The sequence below is a fragment of the Dictyobacter sp. Z7_2 genome, assembly GCF_057551105.1.
In genome coordinates this window covers 3,673,273-3,691,834 of the sequence record NZ_BAAJPE010000002.1, presented here as the reverse complement: position 1 = coordinate 3,691,834, position 18,562 = coordinate 3,673,273, and the positions used below count along the sequence as shown (strand labels likewise).

The window sequence follows — 18,562 nt, the reverse complement described above, 5'->3', positions numbered from 1 at the left end:
CGTCGCACGCGAGCGTGCGATGTCCCACTCGACGTACGATCAAGCAGGCCAGCGTAGTGCGCCGAGAGCCTGCAGTCTCATACGAGTCACAGGGACATCGCACGCGAGCGTGCGACGCTACTTTTAGTTGGCTGCGCCGTCGGCCTGTTCATGAGCATGATATGAGCTACGCACAAAAGGTCCAGATTCAACATGACGGAAGCCCATCTTGCGACCCTCGGCCTTGAGCGCGGCAAATTCTTCGAGAGAGGCATAGCGCTGAATCGGCAGATGTTGGAACGAGGGGCGCAGATATTGTCCAATGGTGAGGATATCGACATCATATTCGCGCATATCATGCATCACCTGGATAACTTCATCCCAGGTCTCGCCGAGACCAAGCATAAAGCCGGACTTGGTACGAGTCTCTGGATACAGTTCTTTGGCATTCTTGAGCACTTGCAATGAGCGCTGATAGACGGCCTGTGGGCGTACCTGCCTGTAGAGTCTGGGGATGGTCTCGACGTTATGATTAAAAATATTCGGCTTAGCATCCATCACCACGCGTAAGGCGGCGGTATCCCCTTTAAAATCGGGCGTCAAGACCTCGACCTTGCATTCGGGATTCAGGCGGCGAATCCAGCGGATAGTGGATGCGAAGACTGCTGCTCCACCATCTTTCAGCTCATCACGATTGACAGAGGTCACCACAGCATGACGCAATCCCATTTCTCGCGCCGCCTCCGCTACCCGCTTCGGTTCCTCCCAATCCAGGCCGAGAGGACGTCCGGTGGCGACGGCACAAAAGCCACAGCTACGCGTACAGACACTGCCCAGGATCATAAAGGTGGCTGTTTTATTACTCCAACATTCTCCGATGTTGGGGCAGCGGGCCTCTTCACAGACAGTATGTAACGACTGTCCGCGCATCAGTTGCTTCAGTTGTTGATAGTTCTCGCTCTTTGGGGCTCGTACGTGGAGCCACTCGGGACGGCGTTCCGGGATACTGGTCGTCATGGATATTTCCTTAGGTTACTAATATACGTCGATCTCACGTCCATAGCTTTGTAATCTGGTGCGTACCGCCTGGAGAAATCCTCCAGCGCCCGCGCCATCCAGAATACGATGATCAAATGCTAATGACATAAACATCATCGAACGTACAGCGATTGCATCATCTTCAATCACAACGGGCCGTTTCACGACCGCATCCATGCTAAGAATGCCTGCATGCGGCTGATTGATAATCGGCATTGATATAATTGTACCAAATACGCCGGGATTATTCACCACAAAGGTGCTGTTCTGCAAATCCCGAACCGTTAATTTATTGCTACGGGCACGCTGCGCGATAGCCTGCACCTGTTTGGCCAGTCCAGCCAGCGTATACTGATCGGCATCATAGATGGTAGGAACCACCAACCCTGTCTCGGTCGCTACCGCCATGCCGAGATTAATGCTGCGCTTAATAATGATCCGATTATCTGCGGTCCAGGTTGAATTGATGGCCGGAAATTTACGGATGCCTTCGCAGACGGCTTTCATCACAAATGGGACATAGCTGATGCCATAGCCCTCGCGACGCTTAAACTCATCTTTATTTTTAGCCAGCCACCTGGTAATGTTGGTCATATCGATCTCAACCACCGTAGTAGCATGCGGCGATGTCCGCTTGCTGCGCACCATATGCTCAGCAATAGCCAGGCGCATACGATCAGGGATAATTACCTCATCGCCCGCGTTGACCGCTACCGGAGCCTCTAGAGATGGAGCCGCTACAGGAGCGATGGGCGCGACACTCGGTGCTTTCACAGCGACGCTCTGAGAGACCTGCCGCTGCTCTACATATGCCAGGATATCCTCTTTACGTACCCGTCCACCAGCACCCGTGCCAGCGATTGCCCGCAGATCGATATCGTGCTCGCGAGCCAGACGACGAGCGAGCGGCGAGATGCGCAGACGCTCTTCCTCTTCGAGCTGTGTAGCCGCGTGCATGGAACCATTCCGATGATTGCCGGCGCTGACCTGGGCATATTGTGGCTCGGCTACAGGAGTAGCAACCTGCGCGGCAGATTGAGCTGGAACATCCTCAGGTTCAACTGCCGCAGCAGGAACATCGGCGCTTTCCTCGATCATAGCGATCTGAGCGCCAACCGGTACAGTCTCGTCGACCTGTACCAGAATCTTAACCAGACGACCAGCAATCGGTGATGGTAGTTCAGCATTAATTTTGTCGGTGATAATCTCCGCGATAGCTTCATCGCGCTCGATCGCATCACCCTCTTGCTTCAACCAGGCACCGATCGTGCCCTCCGCCACCGACTCACCGAGGCGCGGCATCGTTACTGGAGTGGGCATCTATACACCTCTTCAAATTCTCCTGTTGTGACAAGCCTATATTCAGTATCAGGACTCATAATAGATATATACTCCCTCTACTTAATATGCAGCCAACTCTCTGGCAGCCGTAAGTATTTTTTTGGCATTTGGTAGATATGCCTCCTCCAGCGGAGGCGCATAAGGAAACGGAACATCTGGTGCGGCCACACGCGTGATCGGTCCATCCAGATACTCAAACAGATCCTCGGCCAGCATCGCTGACAGTTCGGCCCCGATGCCACCCGTTAACGTATCTTCATGCACGATGAGAACTTTATTCGTGTGCTTCACCGATGTCATGATAGCCTCACGATCCAATGGCGAGAGGCTACGTAGATCCAGCACCTCAACCGCCAGATCGTCGCGCTCCTCCAAAACTTGAGCCGCCAGCAAACATTGATGGACCATCGCTCCATAGGTAATCATCGTCATCGCGTTGCCCGCACGCCGCACGATCGCCTTCCCCAACGGGACGGTATAGTCGTCCAGCGGCAACTCTTCGCGCAGTTCGGGCATGCGGTACAGCAACTTATGTTCTAAATACAAAACAGGATTATTGTCGCGGATCGCTGCTTTGAGCATGCCTTTGGCATCATAGGTGGTGGACGGCACAACCACTTTTAAGCCCGGCGCATGAAAGAACCAGGCTTCCGGGCTCGCAGAGTGAAAGGGACCGCCTTTCGTCCCACCACCTGAAGGTCCACGGACCACGATCGGGACCGGCATCCCCACGCGCCAATACATCTTGGAGGCCATATTGATAATTTGATCAAAGCCACAGGTAATAAAATCGATGAATTGCATTTCAGCAATCGGACGCATCCCCATCAGAGCTGAGCCGACAGCCGAGCCAATAATAGCAGCCTCAGACATAGGCATATCGATCACGCGTTCCGCGCCAAATTCCTCCAGGAGTCCAGCGCTTACCTTAAAGGCCCCGCCATAAGAAGCCACATCCTCCCCCAGGAGAAAAACGGCCTCATCGCGTAGCATCTCCTCGCGGATAGCCTGGCTGATCGCCTCAAGATAGGTTACTTTTTTGTCACTCATCGTCGTCCAGCGGCCTCCTCTGCCTTGTACACGATGTTGAACGGCTGTCCTGTACGGCTATCACGAGCATTGACATACAGAGGATCGTTCGCACCGGGTTCGCCAACAATAGCAATTGGTCCATCGGGAGCATATACATATTGCGCCACCGTTGCTCCATCCGGCGCAGGACTCTGTTCAGCATACCGTACAGCATCATCGACCAGCGTCTTGATCTGCGCATCGATCTCAGCACGAGCAGTCACAGTTAACACACCTTCCGCAGTCAAATACTCTTCAAAACGTCGAATGGGATCTTTTTGTAACCATTCAGCACGCAACTCAGGTGGCACATAGTCCGCTTGATCCGCCTCCGAATGGCCACGCACCCGAAAGGTCTTGCATTCGATCAAGGCTGGTCCCTGACCACTACGTGCATGTGCGAGTGCTTGCTCCACCGCCTCGATCACGGCCAGAACATCATTACCATCAACGCTCACCCCTGGCATACCATAGGCCAGTGCACGATCCGCAAGATTTTGCACGGCGCACTGCCTGGCAGTAGGAGTTGAATAAGCATAGCCGTTATTCTCAATCACCAGCACCAGGGGCAGCTTTTGGACCGCCGCAAAGTTCAGCGCCTCATGAAATGATCCAGTATTCGTAGCGCCATCGCCACAGGACGCCAGCACCACGGTCGAGCGTTTACGCATCTGCATGGTCAACGCCACACCACAAGCTACCGGAAGCGACTCTCCCAGCATGCTTATCATAGGAACGATACCGTGATGCATATCACCAATATGCATCTGACCATCACGCCCCAGCGTAGGAGAGTTCCCGCGAGCAAGCCACTGGCACATTATACTGCGAGGATCAGTTCCTCGTACAATATGCATTCCCAGATCTCTGTGCTGCGGAACAATGCAGTCTCCATCGTGGAGCATCATCGCTGCCCCGATAGTTGTCGCCTCGTGCCCCTGTGCCGTATAGACACCGCCAGCAATGCGTCCCTGTAGAAACAGCGTACGAATGCGGTCCTCCAGAGCACGTGTAAGGCGCATAAAGTGATAGATCTGTAACAGGGTAGCTCGCCCCAGTTCCATAAATCACCTATCCTTTTCTGTATAAGCTACACTCGCGTCCATGCTAACATGCAATCAGAAGGGGTGTCAAGGTTGCTACATTGCTTGTGTTTGTTTGCCTATGACGCTCAGGATCGAGGCAACTCTTTTGTGAGTATGAGATGGCGCAGATGCTGGATACGCTTGCGATAGGCATCTTCAGGTTGGAGATAGCCGAGTTTGGGCTTGTCACCCATGTGGACATGCCATTTGCGAAAGGCGAGCCCTATCTCGGTCTGATAGAGCGCTTTGACGCGGAGCCATTGCTTGATGCCGCTACGACGAAGAATCTGACGCTCGATCCGGGTACGCAAAAATGAATGCGGCAAGAGCGCGTATTCCTCGACGGTCACAATGCCATCGCTGACTTCGGAGGTCAAAAATTCACGAATAATGGCCGCTTCGTGGGCCAGCGCTTTGATCAAGCAGTAGATAATCACCATCTGTGCGATAAAGGGCAGGAAATAATCACCAATATTCGCCATCAAGAAGAAGGTGCGAATATTGGCGTTATCCGGCGCGGCAAGAAAGAGAGCACTGGAGAAAGAATAGATGAAGTCGAAGGCGGTATGTACACCAACCGATGCCAGATAACCGAGCAACGGAACAACGAGTTGTTGCCAGCGCAAGCGCGTATGACGAATATATCCCAGAGCCATCCCAAAGCAGACGGTAAAGGTCGAGTGATTGAGCCAGCCTAAACCGATCCGTCCAATCAAAAGAAAAAGAATCGCTTTGGGATTGCCAGCAAAATAAATAATATTCTCAACCATCGCAAAGCCGGCACCAATTAAAGCTCCATACACGATGCCATCGGTCACATTATCAAATTCATCGCGCAGCACCATAAAAAGCAGCAGCAATCCTAATCCCTTGACGGTCTCCTCCGTAATCCCGGCGTTCAAGGCAGAAAAAAGTGCATTGAGCGCCTTTCCCGCTTGAGGTCCCAGTATCGTTGAGCGCCACGCATCAACATTGCCTTCAATGAAGGTAATCGGTGGAATCGCAATCACAGCTCCCCACAAAAATGCGGACAGGCGCAAAAACCAGGGCTCTCGCTCGTAACGGTCGATAAAATTGACCAGTAGATTAATACCGAGCGCCGTGACAATCGGGATCGAGATCACCGAGAAGAGCGTGACAGGGTTCTCCTGCACCAGAGAGACGATGCCTAGCAAGTTGTTGAGAATGATAATAACAATCGCACCCAAAACTAATAAAATGAGTGCGATACTACCAACCATCCAGTTGATATGCGTTTTTAGATGTTGAAGAAACGCATACTCCAGATTGTTTTCACTTTTAAACAGGCGGATATCCTCAAACCACGGGCGGCCATTGAGGCTATGAGCAGGATCAGTAGTAGTAAACCAGCCTTTCGCTGCATGAGATGTAAAGCGATGTCTGTATTTCTCACGCAACAATTGTTGCTCGTCTTGATTTATAGAGGAAGTAGCTAATATCTGCTCTGCATGCTGAATCTCAGACAGCGACGAGACAGGTATCTGCGTTTGAGCATCACCGTTTTGAGGAGTAACAGGAAATTGTTCAAGCTGCCGCTCGACATCCAGATCTGGTCGAGGCGTCTCAGCGCCGCCCTTGGGGACGATCAACTGAAGCATCGTATGGCCAAGGATAAAAAAATCCTGCGATTGAATGGAGGCATGAGATCCTGCTTGAATCACATCGCCGTTCACATGCAGAATATTCTGCTCAGTGGTATTGTGTAAGCACCAGCCATCAGCGCTCAGCACCAGACGCGCATGCTCACGTGATACAGTCGGGTCCATCACAATCAGGTCGTTGTTCAGCGCACGCCCAATCGTCGTCTCGCGGCCGGTCAGCACGTACACCTGACGCTCTTCAAACAGTCGGCTGCCGGGATGGCTCAGGTGCTTCATCCTCTTATTATGGACATTCTGATTGTGCGAGGGCACATGAATAACGCGCAGGACGCCGTAGTTTTGCTTCTCACTCATGCACATCTCCAACGAACAAGGACAAAGCCAACACCAGTTCCATCCCTCTTTTCTTGTATGCACACGAACATATCCACAGCGTCACCACGCCCGCCGGGCACAAGACCACAATGCACTTCAGTTAGCCAATTGCTCTCTTGGCAATTCGCTTGATCGCGACGTGCCAGGCGCACATGCTCGCCAACGTAGCGCCGTGGTCTTGTGCCCGGCGACCAGTTCACGTACGAAAACGTCCAATATCAGGCTCTGTGTATACACAATTGCCTGTCATTTTGGACAAGAAGAACAGTGCGATGAAGATATTTCTCTTCTTTCGACATTGAGCAACAAAATTGAACGTTACGTACGTCACGAGTCCGCCGGGCGCAAGACCACGGCGCTACGTCTGCTTGCTTGCTCTCTTCAGTGGAGCCCTATGCTTATCTGAAAAGTATTAGCCGCGTGTACGCGGCGCTGACAAATGCTTTTTATCGCATGATACTGTCAATTGTACCATGTCGCAAGAAGGTCCCGAGAGCATCTCTGCTCTTAATATACATGTAGAGATCCGATATGACAAGGCACACATCAGCGGTACGCCTTTATCAGGTAGACAGAGATGATACTATAAGTCTGAGGCTATCAATCACAATCTATTATTAGTAGGGATTTATTTGAGAGAGGGCATGACGAAACAAGATGTAACGCTCCCTGAGTGGGTATTATCTGCGTTACAACAAAGCAGTGCATTCTTTGAAGAACTGCATCAGCCGGCCTATCTGGTTGGTGGATCAGTACGCAACCTTCTCCTCCACAAGCCTTGTGTTGATTGGGATGTCGCCACAGCCGGCGATACACGCTCGATCGCTCGCCAGCTGGCCGATACGTTAGGAGGCTTCTACGCTCCTCTACACGAACGAGCCAATCGCGTGGTGATAAAGTATCCACAAGGAGATCTAATCATTGACGTTTCGCCTCTCCAGGGAGCCTCGATAGAGGAAGATCTCCTTGTGCGGGATTTTACGCTCAATGCGATCGCGGCCCCCTTTGGAGCAGTCATCCAGGCACTCACACACGATGATCAATCCACACAGTTACAACTCTCCGGCATGCTGATAGATCCGCTCGCCGGTAGTAGCGATCTCGCAGCACAGAGATTACGCGCCACGTCCACGACAATTTTTCAACGCGATCCACTCCGGATGCTCCGGGCGGTACGCTTCATGATTGCTTATCACCTGACGCTCGACCCCGAAACAGAGGCATTGATCAAGCAAAACGCAACGCTACTGTTTCAAGTCGCGCCTGAACGTATCCGTGAAGAGCTCTATGCTATTTTGCAGTTCGGTGCGGCCACAGAACACCTGCGCCTCCTGGACCAACTCCAGTTGCTGAGCCAGCTCTTTCCAGAACTTGATCCGGCGCGTGGTATGATGCAACCAAGCCTCCATCATTGGGATGTCTTTGAGCATTCGCTAGAGACCGTCTCGATGCTGGAAAAGCTGGCGGAGACGCTACAGCAAACGCCAGCTGAGATGCAAGCCTCACCGCTGGAGGTCGGCGGTCAGGGTGATCTATTGGCGATCAAGCAACTCTTAACCGAGGCTGAGCAGCAAGGTTTTTTCTCATTCGCAGTGCTGACATCGCCTCAGATGAAACTGGCGGCGCTCTTACATGATGGAGGGAAACCATCCACATACGCCATCGACGAGGAAGGGAATATCACGTTTTACCATCATCCACAAGCAGGAGTGCCAATCGCCCAGCAGATCGCTCGGAGGCTGGCTCTCAGCACGCACGATAATCGCTTGATTCAGCAGGTAGCAGCCAACCATATGCGGCCAGGACAGCTCAGTCAGGCACCGATTACGGCTCGGGCGGTACGGCGCTTCTTTGTGGATATGGGACCACATGGGCTCTATGTGGCGCTGATCTCTCTGGCAGATCATCTGGCGATGCGCGGACCCGATCCACTCACGGTGCATTGGGAGCGGCATCGCGCCACTGTACGGCTCTTGCTCACGCGCTATATCCGCGAGCGAGAAAGTATTATTCCTCCCCGTCTGGTGCAAGCGGATGAGTTAATGCGCCGCCTCCAGCTTGAACCAGGACCTCTGGTAGGACAATTGCTGGAAGCGATCTCTGAAGCTCAGGCGGACGGTGAGCTCCATTCCAAATATGAGGTCATCTGGTTCGCGGAAGAAAAATTACAACAATTACGGTCCGCAAGAGAAAAACAAGAACATTTATACTAAAAAAAGTGTTGACAAGACACGTCTCATGGCGTACCATTACTGAGGCTAAACATGTAAGGGCGGCACATCGTGTTCGCCCTCGCTTGCCAATTGGAGATGTTTGTGAAGACGATTGCGATTTTCTATCAGGGACGCAAACAAGATTCGTCCAGGTTCTCAGCCCAACTTGTTCCGACTTTGCAAAAACAAGGACATAAGGTGCATGCCATCGACATTCATCAAGAAGGTCTTGAAGCTGAGTCGATTAACGATCGTCCCTTATTCCAGGATTGCGATCTGATTCTGGTCCTGGGTGGAGATGGTACAATTGTCCACGCCGCACGTATGTGCGCCAGTACAGGCATCCCAATTGTGGGCGTCAACTTTGGGCGCGTGGGTTTCCTGACCGAAATGGAACCAGGCGAGTTGATGAACGATCTCGGCTACTATCTCGATGGCGATGACTCGGTCTGGGTAGATGAACGCACAATGCTTCAGGCAGTCCTTGAGCAGGATGGCAAGAGCGAAGAGTTTTTGGCCCTGAATGACGTTGTGATCGCTCGTGGCACCTGGCCGCGTGTTGTGCGAGTCCTTGCCTGGGTGGATGATTATTATTATAATACAAGTTATGCGGATGGTATGATTATTTCAACGGCAACAGGCTCAACCGCTTATAATATGGCTGTTGGAGGCCCTTTGCTCCATCCACAAGTGCAAAACTCGGTCCTGACACCTATCGCCGCTCATCTCGCCGCTGACCGCTCATTAATCATCCCGCCGGAAGCAAAGATCAAGCTACAAATTTTTACCGGCTCACAGAATGGCGTCTTTTCTGCCGATGGTCAGTTGAATCGCGAGCTTAAAGATGGAGCGATCATCACGGTGAAGAAGAGCCAGTACATAACCAGATTTCTCAGGCGTCGGCCACCAACCTATTTTTATCAGATTATTAACGCGAAGTTGAATAATGAAAGTCCGTCTGTAAACGAAACAAACCATGCTAATTGAGTTAACAATCAAAGATTTCGCCATCATTGATCACTTGCAAATCCGCCTGGATCGCAACTTCAATGTATTTACAGGAGAGACAGGGGCAGGCAAGTCGATCATTATTGATGCGGTAAATGCATTATTAGGTGGGAAAATCGGTGCTGAATTCGTACGCGCTGGCTGTCGCAACGCGACCGTCGAAGGCGTTTTCACGGTTGAAGCATCTCCAACCCCACCAGCTGAGTGGCTGCCCTTTGAGGAGCAGCCTGAAGTGGACGAGTCAGATAGCTCGCCACTCCTCAGCCTCATAGAACAAACAGAACAAGCTGCCGCCTCTAATGGTGCCGTCGCGTCGCACAGTGCCGATGCTCACGTTGCGCTGGCATCGCTGCTGCATGCCTACGGCATCGAGCCTGAAGATGGTCAGCTGATTCTCACACGCGACATTCACCGTACCGGACGTACTGTTGCACGTATCAATGGACGTACGTTCTCCTTGCCGATCTTGCAGCAGGTAGCAACCTGGCTGGTGGATATTCATGGTCAGAGCGAGAACATTAGCCTGCTTCGCTCCGATCAGCATATCAATTTCCTGGACCGCTATGCCGAAACACTCCCTCTACGCGATCAGATTGGCGAGAAGGTGAGCGAGTGGCGCAATGCTCGCAAGCAGCTACAATCCCTGCAACAGAATAGACGCGAGCAGGAGCGACGAGCCGAGTTTCTGCAATACGAGATCGAGGAGATTGAGAAGGCGAACTTACATGTCGGCGAGAGCGAAGAGCTGGAAGAGGAGCGTAAGGTACTCGGCAGCGCCGAACGCCTGCGCGAGCTCAGCGCCCACATATACGGCTCTATTCAGGGATCTGATCTCAATAGCGACGGCACGCAGTCCTCACTTGATCAACTGCGACAGGCACAGCGCTCCCTGAGCGAACTGGTTCGCCTCGATAAGTCGATGGAAGAATACGAAGAGACGTTAGCCGGTGCCATCTATCAATTAGAGGATGTGGCGGCTTCTATCAGCGCGTATGAGGACGATATCGAGGATGATCCCAATCGTCTGGCCGAAATTGAAGACCGACTCGATATGATTACCCGCCTCAAACGCAAGTATGGGAATACGATCGAGGAGATTCTGCAACGTATGGTCGAGGATCAGGAGGAGTTGGATACGCTTGTCAATCGCGACGATATCATTCTGAAACTCAAAAAACAGGATGGCATCTTCCGCCAGGAGATCGGCAAGCTCGCACAGGTCCTCTCAGAGCAGCGCCATCTGGCCGCCCAGACGCTCTCAACGGCGATGGAGGAGCAGCTCAATGATCTCAATATGCGCCGCGCTCGCTTCCAGGTTGAGATCGTACAGATACCCGATGAGCAGGGCGTGCCCGCCAGCATCGCAGGTCAAGACGAACAAAATTATGCCTGCGATATCACCGGCATCGACCGCGTCCAATTTCTGATCGCGCCCAACCCAGGCGAGCCCTTCAAGCCACTGACTAAAATCGCGTCCGGTGGTGAGACGTCGCGCCTGATGCTGGCGCTCAAAACGATCCTGGCCGATGCCGATGCTACTCCAACACTGATCTTTGACGAGATCGATGCTGGTATCAGTGGAGCGAGCGGTCGTGTGGTCGGAGAAAAGCTCTGGCAGTTGACCGGTAGTCATCAAGTAATATGCGTTACACATTTGCCTCAGATTGCAGCGTTTGCGGATACGCACTACAATGTAAATAAGCAAATTTTCGATGATCGCACCGTGACCATCGTGAACGAATTGCGTCCAGAACAACGGGTACGCGAGATCGCTCACATCATGGGCGGCAACGTCACCGAGATCACGATGAAGAGTGCTGAGGAAATGCTGGGACGTTCTAACTTGTGGAAAGACAATTGGCGACGACCCACATTGAGTATGTAGAGCTCATGCAGCCAGAAGCACTCATTGAACAGAAGCCAGAGCAAGCAAAGCACAATGAGGTCTATTATGCCATCTGTCGCAATTGTTGGAGCTGGATTGAGTGGACTCTCAGCCGCTCATACGCTCGTCGATGCCGGATTTACAGTGACACTTTTTGAAAAAAGCCCTGAGGTCGGCGGACGCGCCGCCACACGCGAGCAACAGGGCTTCATCTATGATCACGGTGCCCAGTACGTAAAGGAAGGGACACCTATCAGCCTGGCATTGATCACCGAGCGCTTCAAGTCACCCGATCTGATTGATATTCAGAAGCCCATCTGGACCTTTGATGGACAGGGCCAGATCCAGGAAGGTGATACGGAGCAAAATAACGAGCAGAAGCTCAACTATCGGCACGGACTCAATATCCTGGCCCAGCAGATGGCGACAGGACTCAACATCAAACGTGAGACATCCATCGCTCAGATCCAGCAACAGTCCACGGGTTGGCATATCTTTGATCAGACAGAACAAGCCTATGGTCCCTTTAATACACTCCTGATCACGATACCAGCCACGCAAGCTAGCGCACTGATCAAAGCGAGTAAGCTAGATACCGAACTGCAAACAACCATCAGCACGCAACTGGATGCCGCTCACTATAATCCCATCATCTCCGTCATGCTGGGCTACCAGCCCCAACCACATGTACGTCCATACTACGCGCTGGTCAACACTGACAAGCAGCATCCCATCTCCTGGCTGGCCTGGGAACACGAGAAGGCTCCAGAGCGCGTGCCCGCAGGAACGGGATTACTCCTCGTACAGATGGCTCCGGCCTATAGCACACAGCAGATGCAGGCTACCGATGAGGAGATTGCACGCGATGCGGCGCAGTTAGTCGCCGAAATCATCCACGAAGAACTGCCAGAACCCATCTTCAGCGATGTCCAGCGCTGGACATACGGCTTACCCTCACAGAAGGCCAACGGAGACCTCCTCAATGCCAGCACGATGCCATACCATCTCGCGTTCGCGGGCGACGCCTTTGTCGGAGGACGCCTGCATCTCGCACTTGAGCACGGCATCACCATCGGCAATCAGATCATCACAAGCCAGCATCGGATGTGATTCATTGAAGACAAGTGTCGAGCGAAGCAAAGACACCGTAGCGTCGCACGCTCGCGTGCGATGTTCCACTCAACGTACGATCAGGCAGGTCAGCGTGGTGAGCCGAGAGCCTGCTGAATCGTGCGAGCTACTGGGACATCGCACGCGAGCGTGCGACGCTACAAATAAGAGGAGATTTATGTTTTCATTTTTACCATCATCTATTCAAGATGAGCTACAAAAGCTTGCCCAACGCTATGGACAGCCTCTCGTCAGGGATGCCGATCTAACGGCCAGCAAGCGTTTTGATCCCTTAGGGAAAACGGATCGCTATGGAGAAGTATGCATGGTGGTCCGCCGTAAAAACGGTCGCTTACTGACGATGATCAAGTCGTACTATCCCCAGGGATGCTATCGACTCTTGACGGGCGGCATCAATCATGGTGAGTACGTCTTCGATGCTCTCCTGCGCGAGACACAAGAGGAGACAGGCTTGCAGGTTGAGGTCAGGCGCTTTCTGACAGCCATCAGCTATTATCAGCCCGATGCTGATCAGAGCCAGGAGCGTAAGCCGATCTTCTATACCTTTGCGTTTCTCCTCGATGAGGTCGCCGGGGTTCTGGCACCCGAAGATGAGGAGGAGGACGTGCAGGATTTTCGTGAGGTCACGCCTGACGAGTTGCTGACCCAGGCAGATCATCTGGCAAACCTGGGTGATGAATATAGTCCAGAGCTGCGCGGCGAATGGGATGATTGGGGACGATTCAGAGCCATTGCTCATCGCGTAGTCTGGGAGGCTCTACAAGCGTAAAAACTGTACGCCAGCCATCCAACAATCCTATTTTAGGTCATCCATTGGTGGCGTATGATATAATTTTAGCCAAATGGTGAGCACCCTTCATTGTTGTCTCACCGTGTTATCAAGGATCTTTTTTCATGAATAAGAAATATACCAGCACGATTTTGTTGTTTGCGGTTTTTATCGGGTTTTTATGGTGGGGCATTGTCATGCTCCAGGGCAGTCTGACAACCAAGCCAGTCGATGGCGAAAGCGTTGTGTATGCGCTTTTAATTCTCGCCTGTTCGGTGACAGCTCTCGTGGCCATTTTAAAATTACCACGTAAAAGGCAATCATAACAGATACGATACATCCCGGGTTATCACAGACCCTATTAGCGAGCCAGGAAATTGTATGACAGATAATTCTCATGCCACCTCGTTGGTCATCCGTTTAGCCGTCCCTGAAGATATCGAGTTGATTGAGTGGCTTGATAGCTTTAGTGCCTCGCCCACGCGCGATATCCATCGTGCCATGGATAAATATTTTGGCTCAATTGATCCAACGACTCACGAGCGCACGCTCATTTTCCTGGCAGAGCTTGATCAACAGGTGATCGCAAAGGCAGAGTTGATGATCCCTTCCGGCGACGCTAATCCCGCCGTCGGATATGTTAAACGTGTGATTGTGCATCCAGAGCAGCGCGGGAAAAGTATCGCGCAAAAAATGATCGAGTATGTAATCGCCTATGCAAAAAATGAGTTGGGACTGCATTCGATCGACTTGCATGTCTGGGATCAAAACCACTCGGCCATCCGTCTCTACGAAAAACTGGGATTCCAATTGAAACACCGGGAGCTCTATTACCGCTTATCACTATAATTGCAATCTGCTACAAAAGAATAGCCACGAGGAAACCTCCACTTTCTTCAAAATTCCACAACTCATCATCTAAGTTGTGACGGATGACTTATGCTCTTCGTCTTAAGAATCGGACCGAGAAAACCTCCGCATATAATCGGATATAAGCCTATAGATTATAAGTCATTGTCTTTCTCGGTACTTCGATGGGAGGTAAAAGCGCCTCGCCTCATAATCATCATTTCACGTGCAATATACATATACAGTATATATACTCTTGACGATACAACGCGTGGCAATGACGAGGCAAAGCGTACATCTATGGCACAGCGATCTGTAGAAGCACAGACCACTCTGACAAAAAAAGATACACAACTTTTTCAATACCGGTGGATGCGGCACTTTTTTTCTGAGGATACAGCGCACGCCCACCGCCCCATCATTGCATTGCAACAACGTGCCGCCTGGATAGCAGTCGCCACTCTGCTACAAGCCTGCAACGAGATCCCTCACATCGCGGATGTCAGCCAACTGCTGCCAACCATTTTGATGCTGGGGAGCTTTGCAGCACTGTGGATGGCGCTACGACCTAGATCCGAGCGACAACAAACCAGGTCGATGCTAACCCATCAGGGTCCCAGACTCTGGCAGCGCATCGTACTGATATTGATCCTTCTCCTGACGACAGCCGGAGCCTTTCAATTCGGGAGCGGTGTCTTATGGTCCGTATCGGCACCCAAGTTCTCGAACGATGGCACCTCACTGGATACAAACGCCGCCATCTTACTCGTCGAGGGACGCAATCCCTACAGCGACTCCAACATTCCTGAACTGTTCCGCCGCTTTTCCATTCAGGCCAATTGGACCACTCCTCTCCGTCGCGGACAATTCGCCAACCTCGTTGATTATCCAAGTATGTCCACCCTACAGTCAGTGCTCAACACATCCTACAAAGCCGGAGTCGTACCAGAGTTTGAAGCCAAAGTCAGCTACCCCGCGCTCTCATTCCTGACACTGATCCCCTTTGTTCTGTTCCAGGACTACAACGTCCTCCCATTCTACCTGCTCTCCTACCTCCTGATCGTCTTTATCGCCTGGAAAACAGTTCGTCGAGAGCTACGGCCATGGGTGGTCGTGCTGGCAATCGCCAACGTTCCAATGCTCGCCTCCACGATTGGTGGAAATCTCGACATCTTCAATACGCTGCTATTGATGGTCTGCTTTCTCAAACGCGATCAGCGCTGGTGGTCAGCCATATTCCTGGGATTAGCCCTATCAACCAAACAGATCGCCTGGTACTATGTACCACTCTATGCCATCATGACACTACAACATTATGGCTGGAAAGATACCATCTCGCGTCTAGCGATCGCAGGCACACTCACACTGGCAATCAACCTGCCATTCATCATATGGGATTATCAGACCTGGTTCGCAGGCATCATGGCCCCCATCGCTGATCCCATGTTCCCAATGGGAGTGGGCATCATCAGCTTGAGCACCAGTCATCTTATCCCCTACCTGCCAACCTGGGTCTATTCAGGATTGGAGTATGGTGGTATGCTCCTCACGTATGCCTGGTACTGGCGCATCGCCCGTCAACGACCAGAGGCCGCATTGCTCTTAGCATCCTTGCCTCTCTTCCTGGCCTGGCGTAGCCTCTCGTCCTACTTCTACTGTGTTGCCTTTCCTACCTTTATCCTCCTGGCAGCATACAGAAAATCAGCTACCGAGACGACCGAGAAAGCGACAAATCCACATCCAGCCTTCGCCTTCCTGCACGCGCTGAAGAGCGAGAGCCGCGTTCCAACCACAGCCACCCTGTAACAAGGAGGCTTTTGAGAGAGTTTTCATCGACGACGATAAGCCTCTCTCAGCAGCCTCTATCTTTTTCACTTCTCAACAAGAATTCTCGACTCTTCCGGCGCGACGTGGTACAATCGACAGGATAAAATGTTGCAGTGAGGAGTCGAGAGCACTATGCCACAAAAAAAAGAACCAACAATTCAGCTTTCTCCAGAGGAGATAACGCAGACCGACAATCTGTTTTCACAGTATCCATCGATAGCCGAACAACTTCATGCCAGTCAAGATCAGGCACAGATTGAGGCCGTACTGGCTCCAATCAGTGACCTATCAGAAGCCGCTCAATTAGTCCTGATCAAGACGCTGGCGAAAGCAAACAGATCTGCGGCCGCTGACATCCTCGTCGCGATAAATGCTTTCAGCCCTCACAAAGAGATTCGTAAGGAAGCGCGTCGCGGCCTGCTACGCCTGGAAAGCGCCAAAACACGACCACATTGGACTGCGCCAGCCGCCGCAGCCCCCGCCGCCGTACAGCTTGCAACATCGAATCCTCCACGCTTCTCAAGCGGCTTCGTGACGCAGACCCGGGAAGCCGGTGAGATGCAGCTCATACTCTGCTGGGAGCAGGGCTATGATTATAGTGAGACTCGCCTGCTCGGTTTCTTATTTGATTTCTGGCACGATGGCGTGAAGGATTGCTTTACAGTGACCGGAACCAAAAGGCAGATCGAGGGCGAAATTCAGAAGATACGCCATGAGATGCCTGAAGGTGAATTGGTTCCCTGTACGCTGGCCGAAGGCAAGCGCCTGCTCGAAGAGGCTCTGGAGATCAACGATTGGCGACACGTCCAACCATCTGACGACTATCGCACGCAGTTACCACTGATCAATAAACTCATTCTCCAGGCCAGTGAGGTCGGTGAAGATAGCGGACGAAGCTTGATCACTCCAGTCCTGGAGGAACAAGAGGTCGTGGTAAACTTCATCGGAGCCTGGTCCTTTGGAGACTATGGACTTGCCTACGATCTGCTCACAACTGATAATACCTTACGCGCTAATCTGACACGCGATGAGTGGATACAGGAGCATCGTGCATGGAGCGATGAGGCACATCCGGCCCGCATGCAGCTCAAATTTGTCCATGAAGCGGCTCCAGTGAAGAGCGCCCTCTGGCTCCCCAACTCGGCGCTCAGCATACGCAGCAGCACAAAAAAAGAGCTTGAAGTTGGTTGGTCACTGGAGCTAATTGAGACACCCTTGAGCGGAACACTCAAAGACATGCCAATGGGGACGACAATCAGCAGGGAGACCGGGCGCCATTGGTTCTGGACAAACTTCACTTTGGTCAAAGAGCAAAATATGTGGCGCATCCAGCAACTGCGAGACGAGGGACTGGCACTACAAGCCCTCTCAGCCAACGAGCTACAAAAACGCATCGACGACTATCTCAAAGCCATCGAAGAGAGTGCCAGACAAAGAGAGAACAATCCCGAGGAATTTGCCGAAGAGATGTCCTGGCGCATCAATCAGGTGCTACATTTCCACGACGCACTCATCGCACAAGCGCCGCAGGATATGCAGGTAAACGAAGCGGCATACAATCATTCCATCTTATCAGGGGATTCCGAACGGATTGTGGCCTACCTGGAACGTCTGATACAGCGTTTTCCAAACGTGAGCGCCGATAAGATACGCACGCTGGGCGCAACGCTGGTTGAATGGGCCTTCCAATACGATAATCCTCAGGACGCAGAACGGCGTCAACGCTTGCTGGAACGAGCGGAGGCACATTTACGCGAAGCCAATACCATCGATAACACGACAGTAGGTCATATCCTGTTGGGTGAATTCTTGATGAGCATCAACCACAATGATGAAGCTCGTGAGGAGCTACTGACAGGGCAGCAACTGCTCCCCCAACAAGGAGCAGATCCCAAACTTGTCGCGACCATTGAGGCCGGATTAGGTAATCTTGCCATGCGCCAGGAACATATCGACGAGGCGATTACCCACTTCGAACATGTCGTCGACAACAATCCTGACCACCCAAGGATCCACTTCAGTCTGGGCTTTGCACATCGCTTACTCGGACACATTTCTCAGGCTGAAGCGTATTACCAACAGGCACTACAAAGAGAACCCGAAGATATTCGCCTGTATAGCGAACTTACCGCGATCTATATGCAGCGTGCAGATGGGACCAAAGCACAAACATTCCTGGAGGAGGCACTGAAACGCTATCCTGAAGCAGGCTCACTACACGCATTGCTGGCCTCTGTCCTGGGAGCTCAAGGAGAGAACCAGCAGGCGCTCATCCATCTCAAAGAGGCCGAACGCCTCGATCCCGAGTCACCGTTAACTGAAGCGGTCCGTGAACAAATTACAGCCGGGCGCAAACGCGCCTGAACATT

General features: G+C 52.1%; 15 protein-coding genes. 10 read left to right on the top strand and 5 right to left on the bottom strand.

Features of this window, described 5'->3' with window-relative positions:
* Positions 1-123: 123 nt before the first annotated feature.
* From lipA to AC27N8_RS28960, 5 genes are all read right to left on the bottom strand, one after another.
* Positions 124-996: a lipoyl synthase gene (lipA, locus tag AC27N8_RS28980; protein WP_487072016.1), complete on the bottom strand. Its 873-nt coding sequence runs from the start codon at positions 994-996 to the stop codon at positions 124-126.
* Positions 997-1,014: 18 nt separating this feature from the next.
* Entirely contained in the window at positions 1,015-2,337 is a 1,323-nt protein-coding gene (locus AC27N8_RS28975) for a dihydrolipoamide acetyltransferase family protein (protein WP_487072014.1), read from the bottom strand.
* Between the two features lie 81 nt (positions 2,338-2,418).
* Positions 2,419-3,408, bottom strand: coding sequence for an alpha-ketoacid dehydrogenase subunit beta (locus tag AC27N8_RS28970; protein WP_487072012.1), 990 nt, complete (start codon positions 3,406-3,408; stop codon positions 2,419-2,421).
* The gene (locus AC27N8_RS28965; RefSeq protein ID WP_487072010.1) at positions 3,405-4,493 is read right to left on the bottom strand and encodes a thiamine pyrophosphate-dependent dehydrogenase E1 component subunit alpha; all 1,089 of its coding nucleotides are present in this window, start codon (positions 4,491-4,493) and stop codon (positions 3,405-3,407) included. The genes AC27N8_RS28970 and AC27N8_RS28965 overlap by 4 nt, the downstream gene beginning before the upstream one ends.
* 107 nt (positions 4,494-4,600) lie before the next feature.
* Positions 4,601-6,490, bottom strand: coding sequence for a PrsW family glutamic-type intramembrane protease (locus tag AC27N8_RS28960; RefSeq protein ID WP_487072008.1), 1,890 nt, complete (start codon positions 6,488-6,490; stop codon positions 4,601-4,603).
* Here AC27N8_RS28960 and AC27N8_RS28955 point away from each other — a divergent pair.
* The 10 genes from AC27N8_RS28955 (at position 6,489) to AC27N8_RS28910 (ending at position 18,557) form a co-directional block, all read left to right on the top strand.
* Positions 6,489-6,917 carry a hypothetical protein gene (locus AC27N8_RS28955; protein ID WP_487072006.1) on the top strand — a complete coding sequence of 143 codons (429 nt, stop codon included), beginning with the start codon at positions 6,489-6,491 and terminating at the stop codon, positions 6,915-6,917. The two genes, AC27N8_RS28960 and AC27N8_RS28955, sit on opposite strands and share 2 nt — an antisense overlap.
* Positions 6,918-7,155: 238 nt before the next feature.
* Positions 7,156-8,724 (top strand): tRNA nucleotidyltransferase/poly(A) polymerase-related protein, encoded by a 1,569-nt coding sequence (locus AC27N8_RS28950; RefSeq protein ID WP_487072004.1) that lies wholly within the window; start codon positions 7,156-7,158, stop codon positions 8,722-8,724.
* 102 nt (positions 8,725-8,826) lie between these two features.
* Complete coding sequence (locus AC27N8_RS28945; protein ID WP_487072002.1) at positions 8,827-9,711, top strand: NAD(+)/NADH kinase; 885 nt, start codon at positions 8,827-8,829, stop codon at positions 9,709-9,711.
* Positions 9,701-11,617 (top strand): DNA repair protein RecN, encoded by a 1,917-nt coding sequence (gene recN, locus AC27N8_RS28940; RefSeq protein WP_487072000.1) that lies wholly within the window; start codon positions 9,701-9,703, stop codon positions 11,615-11,617. Before AC27N8_RS28945 ends, recN begins: the two co-directional genes overlap by 11 nt.
* Before the next feature lie 66 nt (positions 11,618-11,683).
* A complete protein-coding gene (locus AC27N8_RS28935) occupies positions 11,684-12,727 on the top strand; it encodes an NAD(P)/FAD-dependent oxidoreductase (protein WP_487071998.1) in 1,044 nt (347 codons plus the stop codon).
* Positions 12,728-12,905: 178 nt separating this feature from the next.
* Positions 12,906-13,517 (top strand): NUDIX hydrolase, encoded by a 612-nt coding sequence (locus AC27N8_RS28930; RefSeq protein WP_487071996.1) that lies wholly within the window; start codon positions 12,906-12,908, stop codon positions 13,515-13,517.
* Between the two features lie 125 nt (positions 13,518-13,642).
* Positions 13,643-13,843, top strand: coding sequence for a hypothetical protein (locus AC27N8_RS28925; protein WP_487071994.1), 201 nt, complete (start codon positions 13,643-13,645; stop codon positions 13,841-13,843).
* Between the two features lie 55 nt (positions 13,844-13,898).
* The gene (locus tag AC27N8_RS28920) at positions 13,899-14,366 is read left to right on the top strand and encodes a GNAT family N-acetyltransferase (protein ID WP_487071992.1); all 468 of its coding nucleotides are present in this window, start codon (positions 13,899-13,901) and stop codon (positions 14,364-14,366) included.
* Between the two features lie 300 nt (positions 14,367-14,666).
* Complete coding sequence (locus AC27N8_RS28915) at positions 14,667-16,172, top strand: hypothetical protein (protein ID WP_487071990.1); 1,506 nt, start codon at positions 14,667-14,669, stop codon at positions 16,170-16,172.
* Positions 16,173-16,325: 153 nt separating this feature from the next.
* Entirely contained in the window at positions 16,326-18,557 is a 2,232-nt protein-coding gene (locus tag AC27N8_RS28910) for a tetratricopeptide repeat protein (protein WP_487071988.1), read from the top strand.
* Positions 18,558-18,562: the final 5 nt, after the last annotated feature.